Raw genomic sequence first — 25,426 nt, 5'->3', positions numbered from 1 at the left:
TTTCCCACCCTGGCCAGGGGATGCTGCCCTACCCTCGTGGTCCGTGACGGGATTCCGGGAAGGGGGCGGCATGGCGGTTCCGGCGCTGGCCACGGGTGGACTGCCGCTAGTCGGTCATCTGCTGCCCCTGCGCCGTGAGCGTCGGCTGGCGTTCCTGGACTCGTTGCGGCGGCATGGCAGCGTCGTGCGGATCAAACTCGGCCCGCGCACCATCTACCTGGTGACCGAGGCCGAGATGGCACGCGAGGTGCTGGTCGTGCAGGCCGGCAGCTTCGACAAGGGCGAGGGCGGAGCCCAGCTGCGGGTGCTGGTCGGCAACGGCGTGCTCACCTCGGAGCGGGAGACCCACCGCAGGCAACGCCGGCTGTTGCAGCCGCACTTCCATCGCAACCGGATGGCGGGCTACGCCGAGGCCATGCGGCAGGAGATCGAGCAGCTGTCGACCACCTGGCGCGACGGTCAGCGTCTCGATGTCCGCACCGAGATGCACGGTCTGTTGCTCGGCATCACCATCCGGGCGCTGCTGCCCTCCTCCATCGGCACGCTGCACGGCGACTTCCGCCGCGACTTCCCGCTGGCACTGCGCGAGGTGCAGCGCCGGATGTTCAACCCGGTACGGGCCCTGACCAGCAGGCTGCCGACCCCGCGCAACCAGCGCCACGCCCGGCTGCTGGCCGGGCTGCACCAGGCCGCGGCGCATGCCATCGCGACCCACCACAAGGCGGAGGCCAAGGACACCGACCTACTGACCACGCTCACCGGGGCCCGCGACCCGGACACCGGCGAGCCCCTGTCCGACACCGAGATCCGCGACCAGGTCATGACCATGCTCGCCACCGGAGGGGAGACGTCCACCAGCGCGCTGTCCTGGGCGTTCCACGAACTCGGCCGCCACCCGGACCTCGAAGAACGGCTGCACACGGAGGTCGACCAGGTACTCGGCGGCCGCGCGGCCCGCTACGAGGACCTGCCCCGCCTGGAGCTCACCGGCCGGATCATCTCCGAGGTACTCCGGTGCTACCCACCCGCGTGGATGATCAGCCGCCGCGCGCTCGCCGATGTCGATCTCGGCGGCTACCACGTCCCCGCGGGCAGCCCGGTGCTGGTGATCCCGTATATCGTGCACCGCGACCCGGCGGTGTTCCCGGACCCGCATCGGTTCGACCCCGACCGCTGGCTGCCGGACCGGCCCACCCGGATCCCGCACGATGCGGTCATCCCGTTCGGCGCCGGCGTGCGTAAGTGCATCGCCGACCACTTCGCGGTCATCGAGACCACCCTGACCCTTGCCACGCTGGCCGGCAGGTGGCGGCTGCGTCCGCTGCCCGACCACCCGGTGCGCCCCGTGACCGCCACGACCCTGGTGCCGGAGGGTCTGGTCATGCGCGCCGAACGTCGAGGTGGCTGGTGACGTCCGGAGCGGGCTCCTTGTGCCCAGGCGGCGGCCAGGCCGTCGCGGGCGAGTTCGTATTGCAGGTCGTGCTGGAACTGGCCGACCGAGACCAGGACGTTGACCAGCATGGTGGTGGTCGCGTCGGGGGCGGCCAAGTTGACGATGCCGGACAGCACGCGCAGTTTCATGCTGTGGGCGCGGCACCATTCCCGGACCGCGAGGATGTCCGCGACGTCGCGGCAGAGCCGGTACTGCTCCGCGACGGTGAACCGGTCGCCGGGCCGGGGAGGCCGGCCTCGTCGAGCAGGTGGGTCTGGCGCTGGGCGCTCTTCCGCCCGACCACCACGGCCGAGCCCGCCGACCCGGCGCCGTCCGCCCAGCCTGCCAAGGATTCCGGGACGCCGGCGGAAAGTTGAGCCCGTGTTCGTCAACGCCGGCGCTGGAGGCGCTCACCCAGGAGTGGCTGTCCAGCGCTTCCGCCAACGTCCTCACCGCGGCCCTTACCACGGCCGCGATCCGCGACAAACCTCGACAACATCACCGCAGGTCACGGCTATATGCGACCGAAAATTCGTTAACGCTACTGGGAGCCCCTGAGCCAGCAGCGCACCCTCGCCGAGCAGAAGCGAATCGACGTCGAGATGGACGTACTCGCCGACGCCTTCCAAGCACTGGATGAGGGACGGGCCGCGACGCCGTGGCGTACCTGCCGGTGATCGACCAGCGCCTGCACCGCGATGACCTCGTGGCGGCGTGGCGGACGCCACCGTTGATCGGGAAGGACCCACGTCGTCAGAACAGGGTGTCGCGGACACGGAGCGGCCGGTATCCGGTCGGCCCGAGCTGCGCCAGCTCGCCCTCGATATCGACCTCGATCGCGCCGAAAAAGTTGATGTTCTCGCGTCTGGAGGCTGAGCAGGAGTACTGGGAAGTAAGTGGGTTCCCCCAAACTTGGGGTTCCTCATCCTGAACCCGAGGGCCCGCAGTCACCAGAACCAGGACTCAGTGCTCGGGTTCGTACTGAACCGAAGTATCGCATTCGGCAGCGGGATCAGGAAGTTGGCTCGCGGATTCGGAGCTGATCGTGCGGTGCGGCAACGGCAATGGCACCTTCGTCCGTCTGCGTCGCGCCGAGTTCGAGTAGTAGTTCCGCGGTCTGCTAGCCGCTCTGGACCGTCCCCGTCCGCCCGCTAATGATCGGCTCGCGAGGGACATTGGAACGAAAAGTACGACGGATGACCCAGTCCCCAGTAGCGGCGCCCGTCTTGTTTTCAATGCCAGGCCTTCTGATCTGGGTCAGGCTGCGGGAACGGAAGTCATCCGGTAGCTGTTCCCGTGCGAGACCACACGGCCAGCGGTGGGCGGCGGGAAGTGCGTGCCCAGGACGAGGGCGTCGGTGTCGGCGAGCGCGGCCAGCATCCGGCGTCGGGTGGCCTCGGAATGCTCAGGATGAATGTCGACGCAGGAGCCGATGGCGGGGTGGGCGAACTGGACGGGGTGGTGGATGCAGTCGCCGGTGATCAGCGCTGTCTTACCCTGACTGGTCAGCTGGATGGCGAGGTGGCCGGGCGTGTGCCCAGGCGTGGGCAGCAGCCGCAGTCCCGAGGCGATCTCGACGCCGTCTGCGGGGACGTCGACAAGGTCGAGCAGAGCTGCCTCCTCCACCGGAACCACAGAGTCTTCGAACATGTGCCGACGCGGCTCGTCCATGTCGTAGCCGGCCCAGAAGTCCCGCTCGGTGCGGGAGGTCACGTAGCGGGCGTTGCCGAAGGTGGGCACCCATGTTCCGTCCACCTCGTGCGTGTTCCACCCGACGTGGTCGGTGTGCAGGTGGGTGAGCAGGACCAGGTCGATGGAGTCCGGGGAGAATCCCGCCGCGCGCAGGTTGTCCAGGTAGCCCGTGCTGAGCTTGTGCCAGGCCGGGTTTGCCCGCGTCTTGCCGTTGCCGATGGCGGTGTCGACCAGCACCCGCATCCCGTCCTTCTCGAACGCGAAACTGTGGCTGTGGAGCTGGAGAATGCCGTCCGAGTCCGCGAAGTCGGGTCGCAGCCACTCCTCCCGGCCCACCAGGTCCGTGGTGGCGCCGGGCAGCAGCCAGGGACCGGTCGCAGGAGGCAGGAGCACCTCGTCGATGCGATGGACGGTCACGTCGCCGACCGTCCAGCAGGGCGGGGTGGCGGAGGGGACGCCGGCAGCAGTGTTCGGGGACGGCTTAGACATGGAACTCCTCGCTAAAGCAATTCATTTGCTTTAAGGTACCGTAGCGCCTAGTGTCCACTAAAGCAAACAGTTAGCCTTTAGATGCTGGAGGGGCCTCATGTCCGCTGTCGAACTCACCCCCTCGGAGGCAGCCCGCCTGGCCGCCCGTGCCGGTCTACCGCTCAACGACGTCCGCCACACCGGCGTAGCGGTCACCGCCAACCACATCCACTCCGTCGTGTCCATCCTGCGGGAACTGGACTTCGGCGACACCCCACCCGCCTCCGCCTACCGCGCGGAAGAGGAGAACACGCGAAAGGTGACTGCCGATGCAGCTGCCTGATCTGACCCTCGCCGAAGCCTCGGACGCGATTCGGGAACGCCGCGTATCCCCCGTAGAACTGGTCGACTCGATCCTTGATCACATCGATCAGGTGGAACCCCGCCTGCAGGCCTACGTGGCGGTGCAGGCGGACCAGGCGCGCAGCGCGGCCCGCGACGCAGAACGCGAGATCGTGGCAGGCCGGATCCGCGGCGCCCTGCACGGTGTCCCCATGGGCCTGAAGGACCTCATCGACGTTGCCGGCACAGCCACCACCGCCAGCTCCAGGGTCCGCGCCGAGCACCGCGCCGACTCCGACAGCACGGTGTTCGCACGGCTCAGGACGGCCGGCGCGATTCTGCTCGGCAAGACCCACACACACGAGTTCGCCTACGGCCTGACGACACCGCAGACGCACAACGCCTGGGACCAGACGCGCGTCGCAGGCGGATCCAGCGGCGGCTCCGCCATCGCCGTCGCGGCGCGCATCGCCACATTCGCTCTCGGCACCGACACCGGCGGCTCGATCCGCGTACCCGCCTCGCTCAACGGAGTCGTCGGCCTCAAGCCCACCTACGGCCTCGTCTCCCGCCACGGCGTGACGTCGCTGTCCTGGTCACTGGACCACGTCGGCCAGATCACCCGCACCGTCGAGGACGCCTCCCTCGTCCTGTCCGTCCTGGCCGGACACGACCCGCGGGATCCGGCCTCCCTGCCCTGCACCGACGGCGACTACCGGCCGGGCCCAGTGGCCGACCTGACCGGGCTGCGCGTCGGGGTGCCACGCAACTACTACTTCGACCACGTCGATCCGCACGTAGACGCCGTGGTCCGGACCGCCATCGACCGGCTCGCCGACCTCGGCGCCCACCTCGTCGAGGTCGAGATCCCGATGACCCGCTACATCCAGGCCACTCAATGGGGCCTGATGGTCCCCGAGGCCACCGCCTACCACGAACGGAGCCTGCGGGCCGTGCCAGACCTCTACGCGGCGGACGTCCGCGCCCTGCTCGAAGCCGGCGAGCTGATCACCGCCGGGGACTACCTGCGCGCTCAGCGCGCCCGGACCCTGATGCGGCAGGCCTGGGCACGCCTGCTCGACGAGGTCGACGTGATCGCCGCCCCGACGGTCCCGATGACCGCGGTACCGGCCAACCTGGAGACGATCACCTGGTCCGACGGTACGGTCGAGAGCGTCTCCGATGCCTACGTGCGGCTGTGCGCTCCCGCCAACCTCACCGGCATCCCCTCGCTTTCCCTACCGGTGGGCCACGACCCGGCGGGCATGCCGATCGGCATGCAGCTGCTCGGACGCCCCCGCTCCGAGGCCGTACTCCTGCGCGTCGGACACGCCCACGCGCAGACACAACCGGCCCGCCCGCTCGCACCCATGGCCTGAGCGGGCCGACCAGCTCCTCCGCGATAAGGCAATCGCTTCGCTTTAAGGTGGTGCGGTGAGTCGCAAACCGATGGTGCGCCCGGGCGGGCGCAGCGCCCGGGTCCAAGAATCGGTGCACGAAGCCGTACGCGCCCTGATAGCGGAATCGGGCCGGGAGGCATTGACCGTGCCCCTGGTCGCGGCCCGAGCCGGAGTCACACCGTCGACGATCTACCGGCGGTGGGGCGATCTGCAGGAGCTGCTGTCGGACGTGGCCGTCGAACGACTGCGCCCCGAGGCACCCCCGGAAGACCACGGCTGCCTGACCGCTGACTTGACAGCCTGGGCCGAGCCTCCGCACAGCGTGACCACGCTGTGCGGCGCCTCCTGGCCGAAGAAAGTCTCAAGATTGTGCGCCGAGTGGGCGGCGACCTCGCGGCTGCGGGGGAAAAGCCGCTTCTCGTAGGCGGCGAGCGCAGTCTCGACGTCGGGGTGCCCGGCCAGCTCGCGCGCCAGGTCGGCGCCGTCGTACATGGCGAGGTTGGCGCCTTCGCCCGCGAAGGGCGACATCAGATGCGCGGCGTCGCCGACGAGCGTCACGCCCGGCACCCGGTTCCAGCTGAGCCCGACAGGGAGCGCGTGGATCGGCCGGAGCCACGGCTCCACGTCGCTGCCTGTCACGAGCGCGGTGAGCAGCGGCGACCAGCCATCGAACTCGTGGGCGAGGCGGTGGAGACCGGCGGTCGGGTCACCGAAGTCGATCGACCGCATCCACTCGTCGGGCTTGTTCAGCGCCACGTAACCGCGTACACCGCCGTCCGCGTCGCGGTGGACGATGATGCCCTGGCCCGGCGCGACCGCCATCAGTGTGCCGCTGCCGATCGTGGCCACGCTCGCGCGGTGGTCCCGGCCGCCCGAGGCGAGGGCGATCCCGAGGAAGCAGGTACCGCTGTAGCGCGGCTCGGCCTGGGTGAGCAGCGGCCGGACCTTCGACCAGGCGCCGTCCGCGCCGACGACGACGTCGGCGCGGACGGTGGAACCCGCCGTGAAGGTGAGGTCGAAGCCGCCCGTCGGGTGGTGCCGGAGCGCGGTGAGCTTGTGGCCCCACCGGATGGTCCCGGGGCGAGCGAGTCGATGAGCAGGCGCCGGAGTTCGCCGCGATCTACCTCGGGGCGGGCCGAACGGGGGTCCGTGGGCCGGTCGAGCAGGATCGTGCCGTGGCGGTCGACGACGCGCTTGGCGTCCTCGCCTGGCCGGACCAGGGCGCGGAACTCGTCGTACAAGCCCGCCGCGCGGAGCGCGACCTGCCCGGTTTCTTCATGGATGTCGAGCAGGCCGCCCTGGGCGCGCGCCGTCGCCGACGCCTCACCCTCGTAGATCGTGGCGGCGACGCCGTGGGCTTGGAGCACCCGGGCGAGCGTCAGCCCGCCCAGTCCCGCTCCGACGATGGTGACGGTCTTCTGCATGGTGCGCTCCTCGGTTGCGGTCGACACCGGGAGCGGGCGGGACGCCCGATCTCGGCACGGAGACGCTCACCGATCGGAACCGTCCTGCATCGATGTGTGCGCGATGTCCGGCGAACAACGCCGCAGGACATCGTTTTTCGCGACACCATGAATCTAACCTGGCTTCGGATTCGGAGCAAATCCTCGGTTTACGCGGGTGATGCCAGCGAAGGAGCTGGCATCAGAAGAGCGTGTCGCGCACTCGCAACGGCCGGTACCCGGTGGCGTATTCCTTACCGCCGGAGTCATCGCCGCCAGAAAAGATGGTGGGTCACGCCGCTCGGGCTGGGCACCGTCTCCAGGTGGAACCGGTCGAGCAGCTCATCGGGGGACTCCCACAGCCGCACTCCGGATCCGAGTTCCACCTGCGAGACCGCCACATGCATGGTGTCGACGAGATCGGCGTCGAGAAACTGCCGGACCGTGGTCGGCCCGCCACCGAGCCGGACGTCCTTGCCCTGCGCAGCCTCCCGCGCCCGCTCCAGCACCGTGGCCGGATCGCCACCGACGAAGTGGAAGATGGTGTCGGAGAGGGTGAACGACGGGCGCTCGTGGTGGGTCAGGACGAACACCGGGGTGCGGAACGGAGGCTCGTCGCCCCACCAGCCGAGCCAGTCGTGGTCCTGCCATGGCCCGCGCTGCGGACCGAACTTGTTGCGGCCCATGATCTCGGCGCCGATGTTGTGGGTGAAGTCGCGCGTGAAGTAGTCGTCGAGGCCCCGGCTTCCCCCGGGGTCGGTGCGGTTGGGCCAGCTCGCCGTGGCACCGGCCCAGGCGAACATTTCACCGGGGTCGGCGTGCCCGAACGGCCGCTCGAGGGTCTGGTGCTCGCCGGCACCGAACCCGTCCCGCGAGATGGTGAAGTTCTGGACTCTCAGCAGTTGTCCCATGTTGTCTCTCCGGTGCTCGGTGATGGTGATCAGACAACTTAGACAACGCCGGTCCCCCGGACTCATCGCCGGGGACGCCCCGAGCGCGAGTGACACCGGCCACACCCAGCGGTCTCCCAGGTGACCCGGACGCCCTCGGGCTTGCCGATCGGTCCTCCGGCACCGCCGGTGTTGGAATCATATAGATAATCCTCCTTATCCATAGGAATACTGCGAGCGCATCCAGTAGGCAAGTTTGAGTTTGATATCCAGAACCCCTGGTTTTAGTTAGTAAACAAGATCCGATATGGTGTGTTTGTGGCTGATGAGACGGTTGAGTACGACGAAGGCGAAGGCGACGCGGACCTCGCGCTGCCCATGGAGGCTCCCCCGATACGGCGCGGCAGCCGGGACGAGCGGCGGGAGGCGACGCTGCGGGCGCTGGCGGCGGGCCAGGAAGCGCGGTGCGCCTACTGCGGCCGGTCGCTGCCCCCGCTGCCCTCCCGCGGTGGCAGGCCGACCCCCTACTGCGCGGCCGATCCGGACCGCTACGGCAAGTGGGGCGCCAAGGTCATCAGCTGCGCGATGCTGGACGAGCAACGCGAGATCTGGCTGACCGTCTACGGCCCGGACCAGCCGATGACCCGGATCGACACCCAGGTGCTGGACGAGCGGCTGGGCTCCCTGCTCGGCACCCTCGACCCGGTGCGTGCCGAGGTCGCGGCACTGCGGGAACAGGCGTCCACCGAGACCGCCGCGGCGCTCACCGCGAAGGACGAGGCCGAGCAGGCCCGCCAGCGGGCACAGGAGGAGGCCGAGGACGCGGTGGCCGAACGTGACCGGGCACTGGCCGAGGCGGAACGGACGCGGGAGCAGGCCGAGTCCGACCGGGCCGAACGGGAGGCAGCCCAGCAGGCGGCCGAGCAGGCCGGGCGGGACCGGGAGCAGGCACTGAGCGATCGCCAGGCGGCCCAGCAGGACCGGGACCGGGCCGAGGCGGACCGCCAGCGCGCCCTGGACCAGGCGGCGGCCGCCCAGGACCGGATCGCCGAGCTGCAGACGTCCCTGGCGGGCGAGCGCGCGGCCACCCTGGAACGGATCGATCAGCTGCGCCGGGCGGAGGAACAGGAACGCGGGCAGCTACGGGCCGCACTGGAGGAAGAGCACCGGCAACAGCTCCGGGCCCGCACCGCCGAGTTCGACGAGCAACTGCGCGCCGCCCAGGCCGCCGCCGACCAGCGGATCACCGAGCTGACCGGCCGGCTGACGGAGGCGACCCGGCACTACGCCGACACCCTGGGCCCGCTACACGAACGCATCGCGGCGCTGGAGCGGGAGCTGGCCGCGCGGTCCAGCGCCGAGACGGCGCTCAGCAGGCGATTCGAGCAGGTGCACGCCGCGGTGACCCAGGCCCTTGCGGACACGACCGAGGACCAGCCGCTGCGCGAGCGGGTCGCCGCCGCCCTGGAACCGGGCGAGCAGGTGTGATCGTCTGAATGGCGGCTCGTGCCCGGCTGGCAGGCGTGCGTCGGGACTGGTCCAGGGTCCGTTCGATCGCGCGGCGGGCCCGGTACGCGGTGCCGATGCACTACGAGGCGGAGCAGCCGGACAAGATCGCGGGCTACGTCGAGGGTCGCCGACCCGGAGGAGGAGTTCCGTGCGCACGCCGGACGGCGCGCACGCGTGCTGGCCGTCGGGGAATGGCTGGACCTCGCCACCTGACCGGAAACTCCGTCGCGCCGAGCGCCGGGCAACCGGAGAGCGAGCGGCGCGTCCTGCCTCATAGGACGGATCGACACCACGCAGGGGGTTCCATGCCGGGACGCCGGTCGCTGGCCGGGTCGCCTGCCCGCCGGACCGTGCTGCTGGGCGGCCTGGCCACCCTTGCCGCTTGCACGGCGCGGCCCACACCCACGCCACCGACGCACACCCGCACGGTGGCCGGGACCGCCGCCGCAGCGGAACTGACCGCGCTGGAGGACAGGTTCGGCGGCAGGCTCGGGGTGTACGCGATCGACACCGGTACCGGTGCGACGGTGCGACATCGGGCGGATGAGAGGTTCCTGATGTGCTCCACGCACAAGCTGCTCGTGGCCGCCGCCGTCCTGCGGTCGCACACCCGCGAGCCGGGCCTGCTGGACCGGCTGGTCCGCTATGACGACGATCGGCTGATCGCGCATTCCCCGGTGACCACCGAGCGGCTGGCCACCGGCATGACCGTCGCTGCGCTCTGCCGGGCAGCTGTCACGCATAGTGACAACGCGGCGAGCAACCTGCTGGTGGACGTCCTCGGCGGCCCGCAGGCGGTGACCTCCTTCGTACGGACGCTCGGCGACCCGCGCACCCGGCTGGACCGGCGGGAGCCCGAGCTGAACCGTTCGGCCCACCCCGGGGATCAGCGGGACACCACGACGCCCACCGCGATCGGCGCCGACCTGCGTGCCCTGGTGCTGGGCGAGGCGCTGGACCCGCCCGGCCGGGATCGGCTCACCGGGTGGCTGCGGGACAGCACGACCGGCGGCGAGCTGATCCGCGCCGGCCTGCCCCGCGGGTGGCTGGCCGGGGACAAGTCCGGCTCCGGGCCGCGGGGTGAGGTAAACGATGTGGCGGTGGTGTGGCCGCCAGGGAGTCCCCCGCTGGTGCTCGCCGTCTACACCGCGCCCGCCGATCCCGACTCCACGACCGGAGCGGCGACGGTCGCCGCGGCCGCGAAGATCGTGGCCGCAAACCTCGGCCCTGCTTCCTGAGCAGGTGCCACGGAAGGTTTCCGGAACTCGTGGGCCCGCGGGTGTCGAGAATGTGGCATCGGCTCCGTCCCAGGGGCACGAGCGGCCACGCCCGGCCGCGCGACGACGAAGGAGAACCACCATGAAGTACCTGCTGCTGAAGCACTACCGAGGTGGCCCAGCCCCGGCTCATGACTGGGCGCCGATGGACCAATGGACGCCGGAGGAGGTCGACGCGCACGTTCAGTACATGAACGACTTCGCCGCCCGGCTGGAGGAGACGGGTGAGTTCGTGGACAGCCAGGCGCTGGCGCCCGGGGGCGCGTTCGTGCGGTCCGACGGCCCGGGGCGCCCACCGGTGACCGATGGTCCCTTCGCCGAGACCAAGGATCTGATCGCCGGCTGGATGGTCATCGACGTGGAGTCCTGGGACCGCGCGGTCGAGCTGGCCGGGGAGTTGTCCGCCGCGCCGGGGGCCGGAGGCGAGCCGATTCACGAGTGGCTGGAGGTTCGGCCCTTCCTGTCCGGCTCACCTACGGTGACCGAGTGAACGAGTCACTGCTGCGGGAGCTGGTGCCCGCGGTGATCGGCATCCTCGGTCGGCGCGGGGCCGACTTCGCCTCGGCCGAGGATGCCGTGCAGGACGCCCTGCTCCGGGCGCTGGACACCTGGCAGGCCGATCCCCCACGTGATCCGAAGGCCTGGCTGGTCGCGGTCGCCTGGCGCAGGTTCCTCGACGCCGCCCGGGCCGAGGCCTCGCGGCGGGGGCGGGAACTCGCCGTGGAGGCCGAACCTCCCGCCGGTCCGGCTCCCGCCACGGACGACACGCTGCGGCTGTACTTCCTGTGTGCGCACCCCAGCCTGCCGCAGACCTCGGCCGTCGCCCTGACCCTGCGCGCGGTCGGCGGCCTGACCACCCGGCAGATTGCCACGGCCTACCTCGTTCCCGAGGCGACCATGGCGCAGCGGATCAGCCGGGCCAAGCGGCGGATCGCGGGACTGCCGCTCGACCAGCCCGGTGACCTCGGGACGGTGCTGCGAGTGCTGTACCTCGTCTTCAACGAGGGGTACGGCGGCAACGTCGACCTGGCGGCCGAGGCGATCCGGCTCACCCGTCAGCTCCACGCACTGACCGACGATCCCGAGGTCGCGGGGCTGCTCGCGCTGATGCTGCTGCACCACGCGCGGCGCGCCTCCCGCACCGGCCAGGGAGGCCGCCTGGTGCCGCTGGCTGAGCAGGACCGGTCGCGCTGGGACACCGGCCTGATCACCGAGGGGGTGCGGATCCTGCAGGCCGCGCTGGCTCGCGACCGGCTGGGCGAGTACCAGGCACAGGCCGCCGTCGCCGCCCTGCACGCCGACGCCCCCACCGCCGCGGAGACCGACTGGGTGCAGATCGTGGAGTGGTACGACGAACTGCTGCTGATCACCGACAGCCCGGTGGTGCGCCTGAACCGCGCGGTGGCCGTCGGGGAGGCCGACGGACCACAGGCCGGCCTGGCGGCGCTGGCCGAGGTGGACCCCGACCTGCCCCGGCACACCGCGGCGGCGGCATACCTGCACGAACGCGCGGGCGACCTCGATCGCGCCGCCGAGCTGTATGCCGCCGCCGCCCGCACCGCCACCAGCGTGCCGGAACGAGACCACCTCACCCGGGAGGCCGCCAGGGTGCGGCAACTGCTGCGTCCGTGAGCGTGGGCATCGGTCCCCGTCACCTCGGCTCAGCCGTCGAGGACGATCACGACCTTGCCGCTACCGTGCCCGGTCTCGACCGCACTATGCGCGTCCGCGATCGCCTCCAGCGGAAAGCGGGCGCGGATGCCGACCCGCAGTACGCCCCGCCGGCACAGCTCGGCGAGCTCGCCGAGCGCGGCGGTGGAGCGCTGCGCCCGGATCCCGCGCACGCCGAGCTCCTCGGCGAGGGCGTGCTCGACAAGGGTCCCGATCCGGTCCCGGTCCGGTGCCAGCTCCAGGGAGTCGCGTAGTGCTTGCCCACCCACCGCGTCCAGCACGGCATCCACCCCGCGCGGGGCGAGCTCGCGTACCCGCTGCGGCAGGCCCGGCCCGTAGCGCACCGGTGTGGCCCCCAGCGCGGCGAGGTAGTGGTGGTTGGCCGCGCTGGCGGTGCCGATGACGCGGGCGCCGTAGTGCCGGGCCAGCTGGACGGCCATGGTGCCCGCTCCCCCGGCGGCGGCATGGACCAGCAGGGTGTCGCCCGGCCCGACCCGCAGCTCGCGCAGGGCGGTCAGCGCGGTCTGCCCGGACGCGGGCAGCGCCCCGGCCGCCGCCATGGGCAGGGCTGCGGGTTTGCCGACCACCGCGGTGGCGTCGGCGAGCACGTACTCGGCCAGCGAGCGCAGCGGGGCCGAGCCGAGGACCGCGTCCCCGGCCGACCATCCGCGTACCTCCGGGCCGACGCGGTCGATCACCCCGGCGAACTCGTTGCCGAGCTGGTGCGGCAGGTCCATCCGGAATCCGGGCAGACCCCGCCGGACATAGGTGTCGAACGGCTGGACACCGCCCGCGTGCACCCGGACCCGCAGCTGCCCGGGGCCCGGCTCGGGCAGCGGCAGGTCCGCGATGGTCAGGACCTCGGGCGGGCCGTGCCGGTCGAGCAGAACTGCTCGCATCGGATGCCTCCGGGTGTTACGCGGCCTGCAGGGGGTTCAGCGCGGCCGCAGCCTGTGTCAGCCGGTGGCCATTCCCGCCAGTGGTGTCCAGGAACTGCTTCAGCTGCGCGCTCACATTGCCGAACCGGGTCGGGGTGCCGAACGCGAACCCGGTGGCCCACACCAGATCGTCCAGGCTGGCGTGCTCGATATGCGCGGTGTCCTCCAGGTGCGCCCGCCATGCCGGGTTCGCGTCGATGGCCGAGTCCGGGGCCAGCTCGGCCACCCGCCGCAGCCGTACCTCGGCACCGGCGTCACCCGCGCCCTCGGCGAACGCCTCGGCCAGGCGATGCATGTTCCCGGTCGCCGAGTAGTACACGACCGCGATCCGTGGGGATTCCATGTACGACCTCCTGAGTTGACGTGTCAACTCGATCGTGGCCGATTTGAGTTGACACGTCAACTGCCGATAACATCACCGGCCGTGGCGGAACCGAACTGGCTCAATCCGCGGGAGGCGCGAGCGTGGCGCGGCTACATGCGGATGCGCGCGCTGCTGGATCTCCAGATCAACCGGGACCTCGCCGAGGACTCCGGCCTTTCCAGCGCCGACTACCAGGTGCTGGCCACACTCTCGGAAACCGAGGGGCAGTCACTACGGCTGTTCGAGCTGGCCGAGCGGATGCTGTGGTCGAAAAGCCGGCTGGCTCACCATCTGGACCGGATGGCCGCGCGCGGGCTGGTGCGGCGTCAGGAGCACGCGACCAAGAGCCGTGGCACCGTGATCACGCTGACCGAGCACGGGCTGAGCACCATCGAACGGGCAGCGCCCGCCCATGTCGACTCGGTGCGCAGGCATTTCATCGACCTGCTCACCGAGGACCAGATCGACGCCCTCGGCGAGGCAACGCACACCGTCATCGCCCACCTGGCCGATCCGGTCAGCCGAGAGCGGTGAGCTTGCGTTCCAGCACCACCCGCTCGCGTTCGTTGGCGCACAGCCGGATGGCCTGCTCCAGATCGGCACGCGCCTCCTCGGTGCGTCCCATGCGGGTGAGCAGTTCCCCGCGCACACTCGCCAGCAGGTGCGAGTTCGGCAGTGTTCCCGCGGCCGCCAGTTCGTCCACGATCGGCAACGCTGCGGCCGGGCCCTTGGCCATGGACACCGCCACCGCCCGGTTGAGGTCGACCACCGGGGACGGCGCCAGCCTGCCGAGCGCCTCGTAGATGAGCACGACCCGATCCCAGTCCGTCGCCCGCACCGACTCGGCGACGGCATGGCATTCGGCGATCGCCGCCTGCAGGCCGTAGGCGCCGAGGCCCCGGCCGACCTGCTCCGCACGGGCCAGTGCGGCCCGGCCCCTGCGGATCGCGGCGCGGTCCCAGCGGCGGCGGTCCTGATCCTCCAGCAGGACCGGCTCGCCGTCCGGCCCGGTGCGGGCGGGAAAGCGGGCCGCGGTCAGCTCCAGCAGCGCCAGCAGGCCGTGTGCCTCTGGCTCCCGCGGCATCAACCGGGTCAGCACCCTGGCGAGACGCTGTGCCTCCCCCGCGAGGTCGAAGCGGATCAGCCGGTCGCCGGAGCTGGCCGAGGACCCTTCGGTGAAGATCAGGTAGACCACGCTGAGCACCGAGCCGAGCCGCTGCGCCCGCTCCTCGGCCGGCGGCACCTCGAACGGCACCCGCGCCGCTCCCAGGGTCTTCTTCGCCCTGGTGATCCGGGCCTGCACGGTGGCCGTCGGGACGAGAAAGGCCTTGGCGATCTCGTCACTGGTCAGGCCGCCGACCACGCGCAGGGTGAGCGCAACCCGCGCCTCCCTGGACAGCACGGGGTGACACGAGATGAACATCAACGCGAGCACGTCGTCGTCGATCTGGTCCGGATCCCAGTGAATGTCGGCGGTACCGCCGTCCTCGCCCAGGTCGTGGGCGAGGACGGCGTACCTCTCGTCGAGGGCGGCGCGCCTGCGGAACGTGTCGATCGCGCGGCGCCTGCCGACGGTGAGCAGCCACCCCGCCGGATTGCGGGGCGCGCCGTCGCGGGGCCAGGTCACCAGTGCCTCGGCCAGCGCCTCCTGGGCCAGGTCCTCGGCAAGGGCGAAGTCGCCGGTGTAGCGGGCGAGCGCACCGACGATCCGGGCGGACTCGATCCGCCACACGGCTGCGACGGCCTCCCGGCCACCTGTGTCGGCCATGTCCTCTCCGATCCGTTCAGAGCTGGCCGGTGGCCTCGCGCCAGGCCTTTTCCTTCTGGATCCACTCGTTGTCCTGCGGGAACTCGTCGATCGACGGAACCCGGCGGATCTCGCACTTGCTTCCCGGCCCGGCCAGCGGCGCCCGCTTCGCCCACTCGACGGCCTCCTCCTTGGAGGCCACGTTGAGGATCCAGAAGCCGCCGAACAGCTCCTTGGTCTCGCCGTACGGGCCGTCGGTGGCCACGGGCGGCTCGGAGCTGTAGTCGACGACCACGCCCTCGGCCGCGTCCTCCAGCCCTTCCGCGGCGACCAGCACGCCCGCCCGGATCAGCTCGTCGTTGAACCGGCCCATCGCGGCCATGACCTCGTTGAAGTCGACGTCCTGGAACGCCTGGAACGTCTCGTCGGTGGCGCGCATGATCAGCATGTACTTCATGGTTCCTGCTCCTGGTTGTCCGGGCCCCGTTCGGACCCTCTCGGCACACAGGTCGAACGGGAATGTCGCGGATCGACACACCCGCACATCTTTATCCATCGATGATCGTCTCGCGTAGCACCGGGTTGACATGCAGCCGTCTGGCTGCCTATTGTTTCAGGCAGCCAAACGGCTGCATATACGAGGTGAGCAGGGATGGACGAGGTGTTCAAGGCGCTGGCCGATGCCGGGCGGCGCCGCTTGCTGGACAGCCTGAACCAGCGCAACGGGCAGAGCCTGCGCGAGCTGTGCGCGGAGCTGGACATGGCCCGGCAGTCGGTCAGCAAGCATCTCGCCGTGCTGGAGGCCGCAAACCTGGTCAGCGCCGTGCGGCGCGGCCGGGAGAAGTTGCACTACCTCAACGCGGAGCCGATCAACGCCATCGCCGAGCGCTGGATCAACCGGTACGACCGCGGCCGCGTACATGCGCTCACCGACCTGAAGAAAGCATTGGAGGAGACCCCGATGAACAGCACCGAACGGCCCGAGTTCGTCTACACCACCTACATCAACACCACCCCGGAGCGGCTGTGGCAGGCCCTGACCGACCCCGCGTTCACCAGTCGCTACTGGGGAGTCACCTTCGACACGGAGTGGACCGCGGGCGCGGCCATGACCTGGCACGAAAGCGGCCTGACGACGTCCGACCCCGAGCAGGTGGTGCTCGAGTCGGAGCCCTACCGGAAGCTGTCCTACACCTGGCACGCCTTCACCCGCGAGCACGCCGACACGCACGGGCTGAGCGAGGACTTTCTTGCCGCGGCCACCAAGGAGCGCCGGTCGAAGGTGACCTTCCAGATCGAGCCGCTCGGGCAGGTGCTCAAGCTGACCGTGGTGCACGACGACTTCGACCCTGGCTCGGTGGTGCTGGCGGCCGTCCGGGAGGGCTGGCCCGCGCTGCTGGCCGGGCTGAAGACGCTGCTGGAGACCGGCGAGGCGATGCCGGAACCCAAGCCGGCAGGCTGACGATGGCAGGCTGGCTCTGCCAGGGTCGGGCCGTGGGCATGCACGATGATTCCCGGATGCGTGTCGCCATTCGTCCGGCCGGTGCCGCGGATGCCGCCTTCTTGACCGAGATGCTGGTCGAGGCAGCTTTCTGGCGACCAGAAGGGCCCCGCGGCGGCGTCGGGGACGTAGTGCGCCATCCAGCTCTGGCGCACTACGTCGCGGGCTGGCCGCGGCCCGGTGACCTCGGCGTGGTCGCCGAACGCGGGGATCCCATCGGCGCCGCCTGGCTGCGGTACTTCACCGCCGACGATCCCGGCTACGGTTTCGTCGACACCGCCACCCCCGAGGTGTCCATGGGCGTCCTGCCGCAGTGGCGGGGCCAGGGCGTTGGACAACGCCTGCTCGACTCGCTCGTGGACGCCGCCCGCCGAGCCGGCGTGGTCGCGCTCAGCCTCAGCGTGGAGCCCGGCAACCACGCGCGCCGACTCTACGAGCGATCCGGGTTCGAGCAGGTCGGCGCGGCGGGCGGAGCGCTGACCATGCTCCTGCACTTGTGCTGACCGGCGCTAAGCCGTGTTCAGGAAGGCGCGCGGTCGGCGAACAGCCCGTCCAGGTGGTAACGCAGCACCCGCATCGCCGCCTCGGGCGTGCGCTGGCCGACCAGCACGCTGGTGCCGAGGCCGTGGTTGAGGGTGAGCAGCCGGGCCGCCTCCAGCCGCGGGTCGGCGCCTGCGGCCAGCGCTCCCCCGGCCTGCGCCCGGCGCAGCACCTCCGTCAGCCGCTCCTCCAGCCGGTTCGGACCGGCGACGAAGGGCTGCTCGGCCAGTTCCGGTTCGGTCATCGCCAGCACGGCGTAGGAGGTCCACAGCAGGTGGAAGGTCCGGCTCTGCTCGTCGGTGGGTAGCCCTTCGGCCAGGAACGCCTCGAGCACCGCACGCGGCCGCGCGGCATCCGCCTGCCCGGCCAGCCGGTCGGCCCAGCGCTGGTGGCTCTCCCGCTCCAGGTGTTCCAGCGCAGCCTGCATCAGCTGGGCCTTGTCCTGGAAGTAGTACTGCACCAGGCGCAGGGACACCCCCGCCTCCGCGGCCACCGCACGCATCGTCACCGCGTGCAGCCCCGCCCGCCCGGCCAGCCGCAGTAGTCCCGCGACGATCTGGGCCCGGCGTTCGGCATGGTCCACGGTCTTCGGCACGAGGCTCCCTTCCGGTGTCTCCAGTAGCTTTATGATACACACGTATCATGACTCTTCCGCGTGCGGCCCGGATGGTGCTCGCCCTGGCCTGCGGGGCGCAGTTCATGGTGGTGCTGGACGTCTCGGTGGTGAACGTCGCGCTGCCGTCCATCCGGGACGCCCTCGCCTTCCGGCCGGCACAGCTGCAGTGGGTGGTCAACGCCTATGCCCTGGTGTTCGCCGGTTTCCTGCTGCTCGGCGGCAGGCTGGCCGACCTGTACGGGCGCAAGCGGGTCTTCCTCGCCGGGCTGCTGTTGTTCACCCTGGCCAGCCTGGTGGGCGGGCTGGCCACCGGGCCGGGCACGCTGATCGCCGCCCGCGCCGTGCAGGGGCTGGGCGCCGCGGTGCTGGCACCGGCCACCCTGACCATCCTCACCACCACCTTCGCCGAGGGCCCACCGCGCACCAGGGCACTGGCGATCTGGACCGCCGTCGGCGTCGGGGGCGGCGCCGCGGGCAGCCTGGTCGGCGGGTTGCTCACCCAGTACCTGTCCTGGCGGTCGATCCTGCTGGTCAACGTGCCGATCGGGGCGGTAGCCCTGATCCTGGCCGGGCGCGGGCTCGCCGCCGACCGGGACGCCTGGGCCACCCGGCGGCTGGACCTGCCCGGCGCGGTGCTGGCCACGGCCGGCCTCGGTGCCCTGACCTACGGGATCACCCGGATCGAGGCCACCGGCTGGGGCGATCCGGCCACGCTGTGGCCGCTGGCACTCGGCGCCGTCGCCCTCGCGGTCTTCGCGCTGGTCGAGCTGCGGTTCGCGGCCGCACCGCTGATCCCGCCGCGGCTGCTGCGGGCGCGGGCGATCGCGGTCGGCAACCTGGCGCTGCTGCTGGCCGGGGCCTGTTTCGGTCCGATGTGGTACTTCCTGTCCCTGACCATGCAGAACGTCCTGCACTACGACGCGCTGCACACCGGTCTCGGCTTCCTGCCGCACACCCTGATCACCATGGTGGTGGGCTGGCGGGTCACCCCCTGGCTGCTGCGGCGGGTACCGGCACGCACCCTGATCGCCGCAGGCGCCCTGCTGGCCGCGGCCGGATTCCTGTGGCAGAGCGGAATCGGCGCGGGCAGTGCCTACCTCTCCGGGATCCTCGGGCCCGCGATCGTGCTGTCCACCGGCAGCGGGCTGTTGATCACGCCGATCACGGCGACCGTCACCTCCGGGGTCGCAGCTTCGGACGCGGGCGCGGCTTCCGGGCTGCTGAACACCACCAAACAGATCGGCGGCGCGCTCGGGCTGGCCGTGCTGGTGGGAATCGCCGCGAGCACCGGAACCGGGCCGCAGGCCCTGGCCGCGGACTACGGCCGGGCGTTCCAGGCCATCGCGGGAATCCTGCTCGCCGTCGCCGTCACGGCCCTCGCCCTGCCGCGACCGGGCGGCCGGACCCGCGGTCCGGTATCCGGGCGTCGAGCGTCGGCTGGCCGATGAGGGACCCGTTCAGGACGAGACCGGCTCGCGTGCGCTGGCGGCCGCCCGCTCCAGCAGCAGCGCGCGCTCGCGCTCGTTGCGGGTCAGCGCGGCCGCGCGTTCGAACTCCGCCCGCGCCTCGGCGTGCCTGCCGAGTCTGCGCAGCAGGTCGGCCCGCACACTGGGCAGCAGGTGGTAGCGCTCCAGCGCCGGTTCCGCGGCCAGGGCGTCGACGAGTTCCAGCGCAGGCTCGGGGCCGAACGCCATGGCGACCGCGACCGCCCGGTTCAGCTCTACCACCGGGGACGGGGCGAGGCGGCCCAGCGCGTCGTACAGCGCCGCGATCCGGTGCCAGTCGGTGTCCTCCGCGGTTCGGGCCCTGGCGTGGCAGGCCGCGATCGCGGCCTGCAGGGTGTACGGCCCTGTCGACCCGAGCCCCTCCGCACGCTCCAGCGCCGCCAGCCCGCGCCGGATCAGCAGCTGGTCCCAGCGCCCCCGGTCCTGATCGAGCAGCAGCACCGGCGCACCGGTGGCGTCCATCCTGGCGCGTGAGCGGGAAGCCTGGATCTCCATCAGGGCGACCAGGCCGTGCACCTCCGGTTCCCGTGGTGCGAGTTCGGCCAGGATCCGCCCGAGCCGCAGCGCGTCCTCACAGAGGGCGGGCCGCATCCAGTCGTCCCCCGCGGTCGCGGAGTAGCCCTCGTTGAAGATCAGGTAGATGACCTCGAGTACCGAGGACAGCCGCTGCGCCAGTTCGGCTCCGCGGGGCACCTCGAACGGGACCTTCTTCTTGGCGAGGGTTCGCTTGGCCCGCACGATGCGTTGCGCCACGGTCGGCTCGGGAACCAGGAAGGCCCGCGCCACCTCCTCCGTGGTCAGCCCGCCGAGCAGCCGCAGGGTAAGGGCGACCCGCGCCTGCGTGGACAGCACCGGATGGCAGGCGGTGAACACCAGCCGCAGCAGGTCGTCCCCGATGTCGTCCTCGATCGCGTCCAGGTCCGGTTCACCCAGCTCCTGACGGGTCTCGGCCTCCCGCCCGAGTTCGGTCAGCTTGCGATCGAACCGCTCGTTGCGGCGGAACTGGTCGATGGCGCGACGCTTGGCGATGGACATCAACCAGGCACCAGGGTTGTCCGGGATACCGGACTCCGGCCACTGCTCCAGGGCGGCCACCAGCGCGTCCTGCGCCAGCTCCTCGGCCAGCCCGATGTCGTGCACCATGCGTGCCAGGCCGGCGATCAGCCGGGCGGACTCGATCCGCCAGACGGCCTCGACCGCGCGGTGGGTGTCGGACGGGGTGTCGGAAACTGCCACGGCGGAATAACAGCAGTTCCCGACACCGCACCGCAAGACGATCGCCGAAGCGACCGGGTGATCACTCCTGCTGAGCGGCCACCTGGTCGCGCAGCCGCTGCTCCTGCTCCAGGACCTCGGGGGTCGCCGCCTCGCCGAAGTCCTCGGCCTCCAGCACCTGCCGGATCTCGATCTCGGACTCGCCTTCGTGCGGGTTGGGGCACCGGCGGACCCATTCGATCGCCTCCTCCCTGGACTTGACCTGGATCAGCCAGAATCCGGCGATCAGCTCCTTGGTCTCGGTGAACGGCCCGTCCACGACGGTGCGGTCCGCGCCGGAGAACCGGACCCGCGCCCCCTTCGAGCTCGGGTGCAACCCCTCGCCAGCGAGCAGCACCCCCGCCTGCACCAGTTCCTCGTTGTACTTGCCCATCGCGGTGAGCATCTCCTCGCTGGGCATTACGCCCGCTTCGGAGTCCTCGGTGGCCTTGACTAGCACCATGAATCGCATTGTCGGGTCCCTTCGGTATCGGCGTGCTCGGCAGGCCGCCCCACGTTCGTCGGGCTCAACCTAGCCGCTGCCTACGCGTCGGACGAGTGACGCCCGGATCGACACCTTCGCTCCAGATTTCTCCGGGACTTTTCGGCACCCGCCCCGGCGGCCCGGGCGGGCCGGCGACGTGTGCCGGACCACAGCCGGTGGCCGAATAGGCTCAGTGTCCATGACGACCCGCTTCGTTGCCCTTGGTGACTCCTTCACCGAGGGGGTCGGCGACGACGACCCCGCCTGTCCCAATGGCGTTCGTGGCTGGGCCGACCGGACGGCCGAGGTGCTCGCCGGGCAGTGGCCCGGGCTGGGCTACGCGAACCTCGCCATCCGGGGCCGCCTGCTGCGGGACGTGCTGGCCGAGCAGGTGCAGCCTGCCCTGGAGATGCGGCCGGACCTGGTCACCCTCTACGCGGGTGGCAACGACCTGATGCGGCCCCGAGTGGACCTGGACGCCCTGGCCGAGGCCTACGACCTCGCCGTGTCCCGGCTCGCCGCGACCGGTGCCACCGTCGTCCTGTTCACCGGGGTCGACGGGGTGGAGGACCCGCTGTTCCGCCGGATCCGCGGGCGGGCGGCGATCCACAACGAGCACACCAGGGTGATCGCCGCCCGGTACGGTGCGCTGGTGGTGGACATGTGGGCCATGCGGCAACTGCGGGACCGCCGGATGTGGGCCGCCGACCGGATCCACCTCAACGCCCACGGGCATACCGAGGTGGCGATCGCGGTGCTGGACACCCTCGGCATCCGGCACGGGCTGGTGCCGCCCGCGCTCGGGCCACGGGCCGCACTGGGCGCCCGGCACCGGCGGGCGGCGAACCTGCGCTGGGCGCGGGAACATGCGGTGCCCTGGATCGGGCGGCGGCTGCGTGGCGAGTCCTCCGGCGACCTGGTCCGCCCGAAGCGGCCCGCGCTCGCCCCGGTGCAGGCGGGCCGATGAGCCGCGCGGTGCTGTCCATCGGGTCCAACCTCGGTGACCGGCTGGGTCACCTGCGGTCGGTCACCGAGGCCTTCCGGCAGGAGCTGCGCGCGGTCTCGCCGGTGTACGACACGGCGCCGTGGGGCGGGGTCGAGCAGGATGACTTCCTGAACGCCGTGCTCGTGGTCGATTCCCCGGACCGGACCGCCCGGCACTGGCTGGCGGCGGGCCAGGAACTGGAGCGCCGGGCGGCACGCGAGCGGGACCTGCGCTGGGGACCGCGCACCTTGGACGTGGACATCGTGCACGTGCCCGGCGAACGCGGCACGGATCCCGACCTGATCCTGCCGCATCCACGTGCGCATGAGCGGGCTTTCGTCCTGCTGCCCTGGCTCGATGTTGAGCCCGAGGCCGTGCTGCCCGGCCACGGCCGGGTGGCCGATCTCGTGGCCGCGTTGCCCGCCGCCGAGACCCAAGGCGTGCGCAGGCGCGACGACCTGCGCCTCTGACCCCGGCCCCCGAGGTGCCCTGAACGTGGCTTCCCGGACATCAGACGTCGCGAACGGCACTATTGGGACATCTGACGTCGCAAACGCCACGTTCAGGGCCTGTGACGAAAGCGGGTGGCTGTTACTGCTGGCGCGGCGGCGGGCCGCCGTAGGGCGGCTGCTGGTACGGGCCGCCCTGCTGACCACCGTACGGCGGTGCCGGGGGCGCGGGCGGCTGCTGCGGCTCCGGGGCTGCCTCCGGGCCACGGCGCTGGAATTCCGGCGCCGGTGCCTCCGGTGAGCGCTTCGGCAGCGGCGGCGGTCCGGGCTCGTCCGCTTCCTCCTCCCCGCCACGCAGGCTGGACAGCGCCGAGGGCACCGGGCGCACGGTGGTGCTGGGGCCGGCGTTCAGCGGGCCGGGAACCTCCTGCCTGGCCACGGCCTCGGCCTCCCGCACCGCCTCGGCGACCTTCGGGTCGGTTGTGGTGTCGAACCAGCTCGCGACCTCCTCGTCGTCCAGCTGCGGCCGCTCCACCTGGTCGTCCTTGGGCGGCTCGTAGCGGAACACGCCGTCCTCGCCGGGGGCACCGAGGGCGCGGGCGAACCCTTCCAGCGACTTGCCGTAGTCGCTGGGCACCAGCCAGACCTTGTTCGCGTCGCCCTGCGCCATCTGCGGCAGCGTCTGCAGGTACTGGTAGGCCAGCACCTCCGGGGTCGGCTTGCCTGCCTTGATCGCGGCGAACACCTTCTCGATCGCCTTCGCCTGCCCCTGTGCCTGCAGGTAGCGGGCGGCCCGTTCACCCTGGGCCCGCAGGATGCGCGACTGCCGCTCGGCCTCGGCGGCCAGGATCGCGGCCTGCTTGGAGCCCTCGGCCGCGAGGATCTGGCTCTGCTTCTGCCCTTCGGCGGTCTTGATCGCCGACTCGCGCTGACCTTCTGCGGTGAGAATCATCGCGCGCTTCTCCCGGTCGGCGCGCATCTGCTTCTCCATGGAGTCCTGGATGGACGGCGGCGGGTCGATCGCCTTCAGCTCCACCCTGGCCACCCGGATGCCCCAGCGGCCGGTCGCCTCGTCCAGCACCCCACGCAGCTGGCCGTTGATCTGGTCGCGCGAGGTGAGGGTGTCCTCCAGGCTCATCCCGCCGACCAGGTTACGCAGCGTGGTGGTGGTCAGCTGCTCGACACCGACGATGTAGTTGGAGATCTCGTACACCGCGGCCCGCGAGTCGGTCACCTGGAAGTACACGACGGTGTCGATCGACACCGTCAGGTTGTCCTGGGTGATCACCGGCTGCGGGGGGAAGGAGACCACCTGCTCCCGCAGGTCGATCCTGGCGCGCACCTTGTCCAGGAACGGCACCAGGAAGTTCAGGCCCGGCGAGGCCACACTGCGGAACCGCCCGAGCCGCTCGATCACCGCCGATTGCGCCTGCGGCACGACCATGATCGCCTTCGCGACCGTCACGATCACGAACAGGGCCAGTATCGCGACGACTATTATCGCTGCGGTCGACAAGGCCTCATCCCCTTCGGATACCGGTCTTCACCCGGAGTAGTGCTGATCTTGCTGTAGATGACTATCACGGTTCGGCCGAGACGACAGCGGTGGCACCCGCGATCTCCACGACGGTGACGCTGGTGCCGGGCTGAATCACCTGCCCCTCCAGGAAACTACGTGCCGACCACACGTCCCCGGCCAGTTTGACCTGGCCGCCATGGGTGTCCACGGTGGCCAGCACGACGGCGCTGGCTCCGACCAGTGCGTCGGCGTTGGTCTTCACCCCAGGCCCGGAAAGGAATCGGCGTTTCAGCGCGGGTCTGGCCAGCACGAGCAGGCCAACCGAGGCCACGGCGAACACGGCCACGTCAATGAAGATGTTGCCGCTGAGTGCGGCCGATCCGGCGCCGGCCAATGCGCCGAGGCCGAGCATCAGCAGCACGAAGTCTCCGGACAGAACCTCGGCGACGATCAGCGCGACCCCGATGATGAGCCAGATGAGTGCCGCAGTCATGCGCACATGCTCTCAGAAAGTGACCTCTCGTACCGAGGGGGCGACCGGACGTAATCCACGCGTGACCTAGGGTGGATCATGATTCGGGTGGGTCCACGGCGGTGACGAAGTCGATCAGCCGTTCCACCGCGCCGATCAGCGGGGTCTCCAGGTCCCGGAAGCTGCGCACCCCGGCCAGGACCCGTTGCCAGCCCTGGTAGGGCTCGCCCCAGCCGAGCTCGGCACAGATGCCACGCTTCCACTCCACCTCCCTCGGCACCGTGGGCCAGGCCCGGATACCGACCGAGCCCGGTTTCACCGCCTGCCAGATGTCCACGTACGGATGCCCGGTGACCAGCACGTTCTCGTCCCGGATGGCGTCCACGAGGCGGGATTCCTTGCTGCCCTGGACGAGATGGTCGACCAGCACCCCGAGCCGCCTGCCGGGGCCGGTGCCGAACTCCTCGATCCGCTCCGCCAGCACGTCCACCCCGTCCAGCGGTTCCACCACGACACCCTCGACCCGCAGGTCGTGTCCCCAGACCCGCTCCACCAGCTCGGCGTCGTGCTTGCCCTCGACCCAGATCCGGGAGTCCCGCGCGACCCTGGCCCGCAGGCCGCCGACCCGCACCGAGCCGGAGGCCGAGGTGGTGGCCGCCGGCGCGGGCGTGTCCGGTACCGGAACCAGTGTCACCGGCTTGCCCTCCAGCAGGAAGCCCGCCGGGGCCAGCGGGAACACCCGGTGCCTGCCGTGCCGGTCCTCCAGGACGGCGTTCCCGTGCTCGATCCGCACCAGCGCGCCGCAGAACCCGCTGGCCGGGTCCTCGACCACCAGGCCGGCTTCGGCGGGTACCTCGGGGATCTTCCGTTTGCGAGGTCCGGACAGCACGTCGCGGTAGGAGCGGGAGCGCACGAGCCAGACGGTAGCG

27 protein-coding genes and 2 pseudogenes are annotated in these 25,426 nt (G+C 71.0%); 14 read left to right on the top strand and 15 right to left on the bottom strand.

The window, feature by feature from the left end:
• Window positions 1-70: 70 nt before the first annotated feature.
• A complete protein-coding gene (locus KOI47_RS17745; protein ID WP_216204561.1) occupies window positions 71-1,411 on the top strand; it encodes a cytochrome P450 in 1,341 nt (446 codons plus the stop codon).
• Between the two features lie 71 nt (window positions 1,412-1,482).
• Here the strand turns inward: KOI47_RS17745 and KOI47_RS36460 are convergent.
• Window positions 1,483-1,824, bottom strand: a pseudogene (locus tag KOI47_RS36460) (hypothetical protein); the annotation flags it as partial.
• Window positions 1,825-2,689: 865 nt separating this feature from the next.
• Window positions 2,690-3,613, bottom strand: coding sequence for an MBL fold metallo-hydrolase (locus tag KOI47_RS17735; protein ID WP_216204557.1), 924 nt, complete (start codon window positions 3,611-3,613; stop codon window positions 2,690-2,692).
• Window positions 3,614-3,710: 97 nt separating this feature from the next.
• Between KOI47_RS17735 and KOI47_RS17730 the strand changes: the two genes are divergently transcribed.
• From KOI47_RS17730 to KOI47_RS36455, 3 genes and pseudogenes are all read left to right on the top strand, one after another.
• The gene (locus KOI47_RS17730; RefSeq protein ID WP_216204555.1) at window positions 3,711-3,935 is read left to right on the top strand and encodes a hypothetical protein; all 225 of its coding nucleotides are present in this window, start codon (window positions 3,711-3,713) and stop codon (window positions 3,933-3,935) included.
• A complete protein-coding gene (locus KOI47_RS17725; RefSeq protein ID WP_216204553.1) occupies window positions 3,922-5,313 on the top strand; it encodes an amidase in 1,392 nt (463 codons plus the stop codon). Before KOI47_RS17730 ends, KOI47_RS17725 begins: the two co-directional genes overlap by 14 nt.
• 70 nt (window positions 5,314-5,383) lie before the next feature.
• Window positions 5,384-5,500, top strand: a pseudogene (locus KOI47_RS36455) (TetR family transcriptional regulator); the annotation flags it as partial.
• A gap of 23 nt (window positions 5,501-5,523) precedes the next feature.
• Here the strand turns inward: KOI47_RS36455 and KOI47_RS36450 are convergent.
• The 3 genes from KOI47_RS36450 to KOI47_RS17710 form a co-directional block, all read right to left on the bottom strand.
• Window positions 5,524-6,183: an FAD-dependent oxidoreductase gene (locus KOI47_RS36450; RefSeq protein ID WP_408629830.1), complete on the bottom strand. Its 660-nt coding sequence runs from the start codon at window positions 6,181-6,183 to the stop codon at window positions 5,524-5,526.
• The gene (locus tag KOI47_RS36290; protein WP_216217764.1) at window positions 6,156-6,758 is read right to left on the bottom strand and encodes an FAD-dependent oxidoreductase; all 603 of its coding nucleotides are present in this window, start codon (window positions 6,756-6,758) and stop codon (window positions 6,156-6,158) included. Before KOI47_RS36290 ends, KOI47_RS36450 begins: the two co-directional genes overlap by 28 nt.
• Before the next feature lie 284 nt (window positions 6,759-7,042).
• Entirely contained in the window at window positions 7,043-7,687 is a 645-nt protein-coding gene (locus tag KOI47_RS17710) for a dihydrofolate reductase family protein (protein WP_216204550.1), read from the bottom strand.
• Window positions 7,688-7,984: 297 nt separating this feature from the next.
• On the opposite strand from KOI47_RS17710, the gene KOI47_RS17705 reads away from it, so the two are divergent.
• The 4 genes from KOI47_RS17705 to KOI47_RS17690 all read left to right on the top strand — a co-directional run bounded on the left by KOI47_RS17705 (window position 7,985) and on the right by KOI47_RS17690 (window position 12,084).
• Complete coding sequence (locus tag KOI47_RS17705; RefSeq protein ID WP_216204547.1) at window positions 7,985-9,154, top strand: coiled-coil domain-containing protein; 1,170 nt, start codon at window positions 7,985-7,987, stop codon at window positions 9,152-9,154.
• A gap of 326 nt (window positions 9,155-9,480) precedes the next feature.
• Entirely contained in the window at window positions 9,481-10,413 is a 933-nt protein-coding gene (gene bla, locus KOI47_RS17700; protein ID WP_216204544.1) for a class A beta-lactamase, read from the top strand.
• A 121-nt stretch (window positions 10,414-10,534) separates the two neighbouring features.
• On the top strand, window positions 10,535-10,942 hold the full coding sequence (locus KOI47_RS17695; RefSeq protein WP_216204540.1) for a YciI family protein: 408 nt from the start codon (window positions 10,535-10,537) through the stop codon (window positions 10,940-10,942).
• The gene (locus KOI47_RS17690) at window positions 10,939-12,084 is read left to right on the top strand and encodes an RNA polymerase sigma factor (protein WP_216204537.1); all 1,146 of its coding nucleotides are present in this window, start codon (window positions 10,939-10,941) and stop codon (window positions 12,082-12,084) included. Before KOI47_RS17695 ends, KOI47_RS17690 begins: the two co-directional genes overlap by 4 nt.
• A 29-nt stretch (window positions 12,085-12,113) precedes the next feature.
• Here the strand turns inward: KOI47_RS17690 and KOI47_RS17685 are convergent, their stop codons facing one another.
• Together KOI47_RS17685 and KOI47_RS17680 are read right to left on the bottom strand one after the other, a co-directional pair.
• Window positions 12,114-13,022 (bottom strand): NADP-dependent oxidoreductase, encoded by a 909-nt coding sequence (locus tag KOI47_RS17685; RefSeq protein ID WP_216204534.1) that lies wholly within the window; start codon window positions 13,020-13,022, stop codon window positions 12,114-12,116.
• A gap of 16 nt (window positions 13,023-13,038) precedes the next feature.
• Window positions 13,039-13,404 (bottom strand): flavodoxin family protein, encoded by a 366-nt coding sequence (locus tag KOI47_RS17680; RefSeq protein WP_216204531.1) that lies wholly within the window; start codon window positions 13,402-13,404, stop codon window positions 13,039-13,041.
• 81 nt (window positions 13,405-13,485) lie between these two features.
• Between KOI47_RS17680 and KOI47_RS17675 the strand changes: the two genes are divergently transcribed.
• On the top strand, window positions 13,486-13,959 hold the full coding sequence (locus KOI47_RS17675; RefSeq protein WP_232376085.1) for a MarR family winged helix-turn-helix transcriptional regulator: 474 nt from the start codon (window positions 13,486-13,488) through the stop codon (window positions 13,957-13,959).
• On the opposite strand, the gene KOI47_RS17670 is transcribed toward KOI47_RS17675, so the two are convergent.
• Window positions 13,943-15,193, bottom strand: coding sequence for an RNA polymerase sigma factor (locus KOI47_RS17670; protein ID WP_216204529.1), 1,251 nt, complete (start codon window positions 15,191-15,193; stop codon window positions 13,943-13,945). The genes KOI47_RS17675 and KOI47_RS17670 overlap by 17 nt on opposite strands.
• A 16-nt stretch (window positions 15,194-15,209) precedes the next feature.
• Complete coding sequence (locus KOI47_RS17665; RefSeq protein WP_216204526.1) at window positions 15,210-15,629, bottom strand: YciI family protein; 420 nt, start codon at window positions 15,627-15,629, stop codon at window positions 15,210-15,212.
• A gap of 195 nt (window positions 15,630-15,824) precedes the next feature.
• On the opposite strand from KOI47_RS17665, the gene KOI47_RS17660 reads away from it, so the two are divergent.
• Both KOI47_RS17660 and KOI47_RS17655 read left to right on the top strand, forming a co-directional pair.
• On the top strand, window positions 15,825-16,634 hold the full coding sequence (locus KOI47_RS17660) for an ArsR/SmtB family transcription factor (RefSeq protein ID WP_216204523.1): 810 nt from the start codon (window positions 15,825-15,827) through the stop codon (window positions 16,632-16,634).
• Window positions 16,635-16,690: 56 nt separating this feature from the next.
• The gene (locus KOI47_RS17655) at window positions 16,691-17,176 is read left to right on the top strand and encodes a GNAT family N-acetyltransferase (RefSeq protein ID WP_216204520.1); all 486 of its coding nucleotides are present in this window, start codon (window positions 16,691-16,693) and stop codon (window positions 17,174-17,176) included.
• A gap of 17 nt (window positions 17,177-17,193) precedes the next feature.
• Here the strand turns inward: KOI47_RS17655 and KOI47_RS17650 are convergent, their stop codons facing one another.
• Window positions 17,194-17,808 (bottom strand): TetR/AcrR family transcriptional regulator, encoded by a 615-nt coding sequence (locus tag KOI47_RS17650; protein WP_216204517.1) that lies wholly within the window; start codon window positions 17,806-17,808, stop codon window positions 17,194-17,196.
• 47 nt (window positions 17,809-17,855) lie between these two features.
• Between KOI47_RS17650 and KOI47_RS17645 the strand changes: the two genes are divergently transcribed.
• A complete protein-coding gene (locus KOI47_RS17645) occupies window positions 17,856-19,277 on the top strand; it encodes an MFS transporter (RefSeq protein WP_232376084.1) in 1,422 nt (473 codons plus the stop codon).
• 9 nt (window positions 19,278-19,286) lie between these two features.
• Here KOI47_RS17645 and KOI47_RS17640 read toward each other — a convergent pair whose 3' ends face one another.
• Window positions 19,287-20,570 (bottom strand): RNA polymerase sigma factor, encoded by a 1,284-nt coding sequence (locus tag KOI47_RS17640; RefSeq protein ID WP_216204514.1) that lies wholly within the window; start codon window positions 20,568-20,570, stop codon window positions 19,287-19,289.
• Window positions 20,571-20,631: 61 nt separating this feature from the next.
• A complete protein-coding gene (locus KOI47_RS17635; RefSeq protein ID WP_216204511.1) occupies window positions 20,632-21,060 on the bottom strand; it encodes a YciI family protein in 429 nt (142 codons plus the stop codon).
• 211 nt (window positions 21,061-21,271) lie between these two features.
• Here KOI47_RS17635 and KOI47_RS17630 point away from each other — a divergent pair, with 211 nt between their 5' ends.
• Together KOI47_RS17630 and folK are read left to right on the top strand one after the other, a co-directional pair.
• Window positions 21,272-22,039, top strand: a complete 768-nt coding sequence (locus KOI47_RS17630) for an SGNH/GDSL hydrolase family protein (RefSeq protein WP_216204508.1) — start codon at window positions 21,272-21,274, stop codon at window positions 22,037-22,039.
• Window positions 22,036-22,527, top strand: coding sequence for a 2-amino-4-hydroxy-6-hydroxymethyldihydropteridine diphosphokinase (folK, locus tag KOI47_RS17625; protein WP_216204505.1), 492 nt, complete (start codon window positions 22,036-22,038; stop codon window positions 22,525-22,527). The genes KOI47_RS17630 and folK overlap by 4 nt, the downstream gene beginning before the upstream one ends.
• A 121-nt stretch (window positions 22,528-22,648) precedes the next feature.
• Here folK and KOI47_RS17620 read toward each other — a convergent pair whose 3' ends face one another.
• From KOI47_RS17620 to KOI47_RS17610, 3 genes are all read right to left on the bottom strand, one after another.
• Window positions 22,649-24,022, bottom strand: a complete 1,374-nt coding sequence (locus KOI47_RS17620; RefSeq protein WP_216204503.1) for an SPFH domain-containing protein — start codon at window positions 24,020-24,022, stop codon at window positions 22,649-22,651.
• A gap of 64 nt (window positions 24,023-24,086) precedes the next feature.
• Window positions 24,087-24,518 carry an NfeD family protein gene (locus tag KOI47_RS17615; protein WP_216204501.1) on the bottom strand — a complete coding sequence of 144 codons (432 nt, stop codon included), beginning with the start codon at window positions 24,516-24,518 and terminating at the stop codon, window positions 24,087-24,089.
• A 76-nt stretch (window positions 24,519-24,594) separates the two neighbouring features.
• The gene (locus KOI47_RS17610; protein WP_216204498.1) at window positions 24,595-25,410 is read right to left on the bottom strand and encodes a DUF3097 domain-containing protein; all 816 of its coding nucleotides are present in this window, start codon (window positions 25,408-25,410) and stop codon (window positions 24,595-24,597) included.
• Window positions 25,411-25,426: the final 16 nt, after the last annotated feature.

Source organism: Amycolatopsis aidingensis, assembly GCF_018885265.1.
In the GTDB taxonomy this organism is placed as follows: domain Bacteria; phylum Actinomycetota; class Actinomycetes; order Mycobacteriales; family Pseudonocardiaceae; genus Amycolatopsis; species Amycolatopsis aidingensis.
Note: the sequence above shows the minus strand (reverse complement) of the source record. Positions and strands in the feature narration are given on the sequence as shown.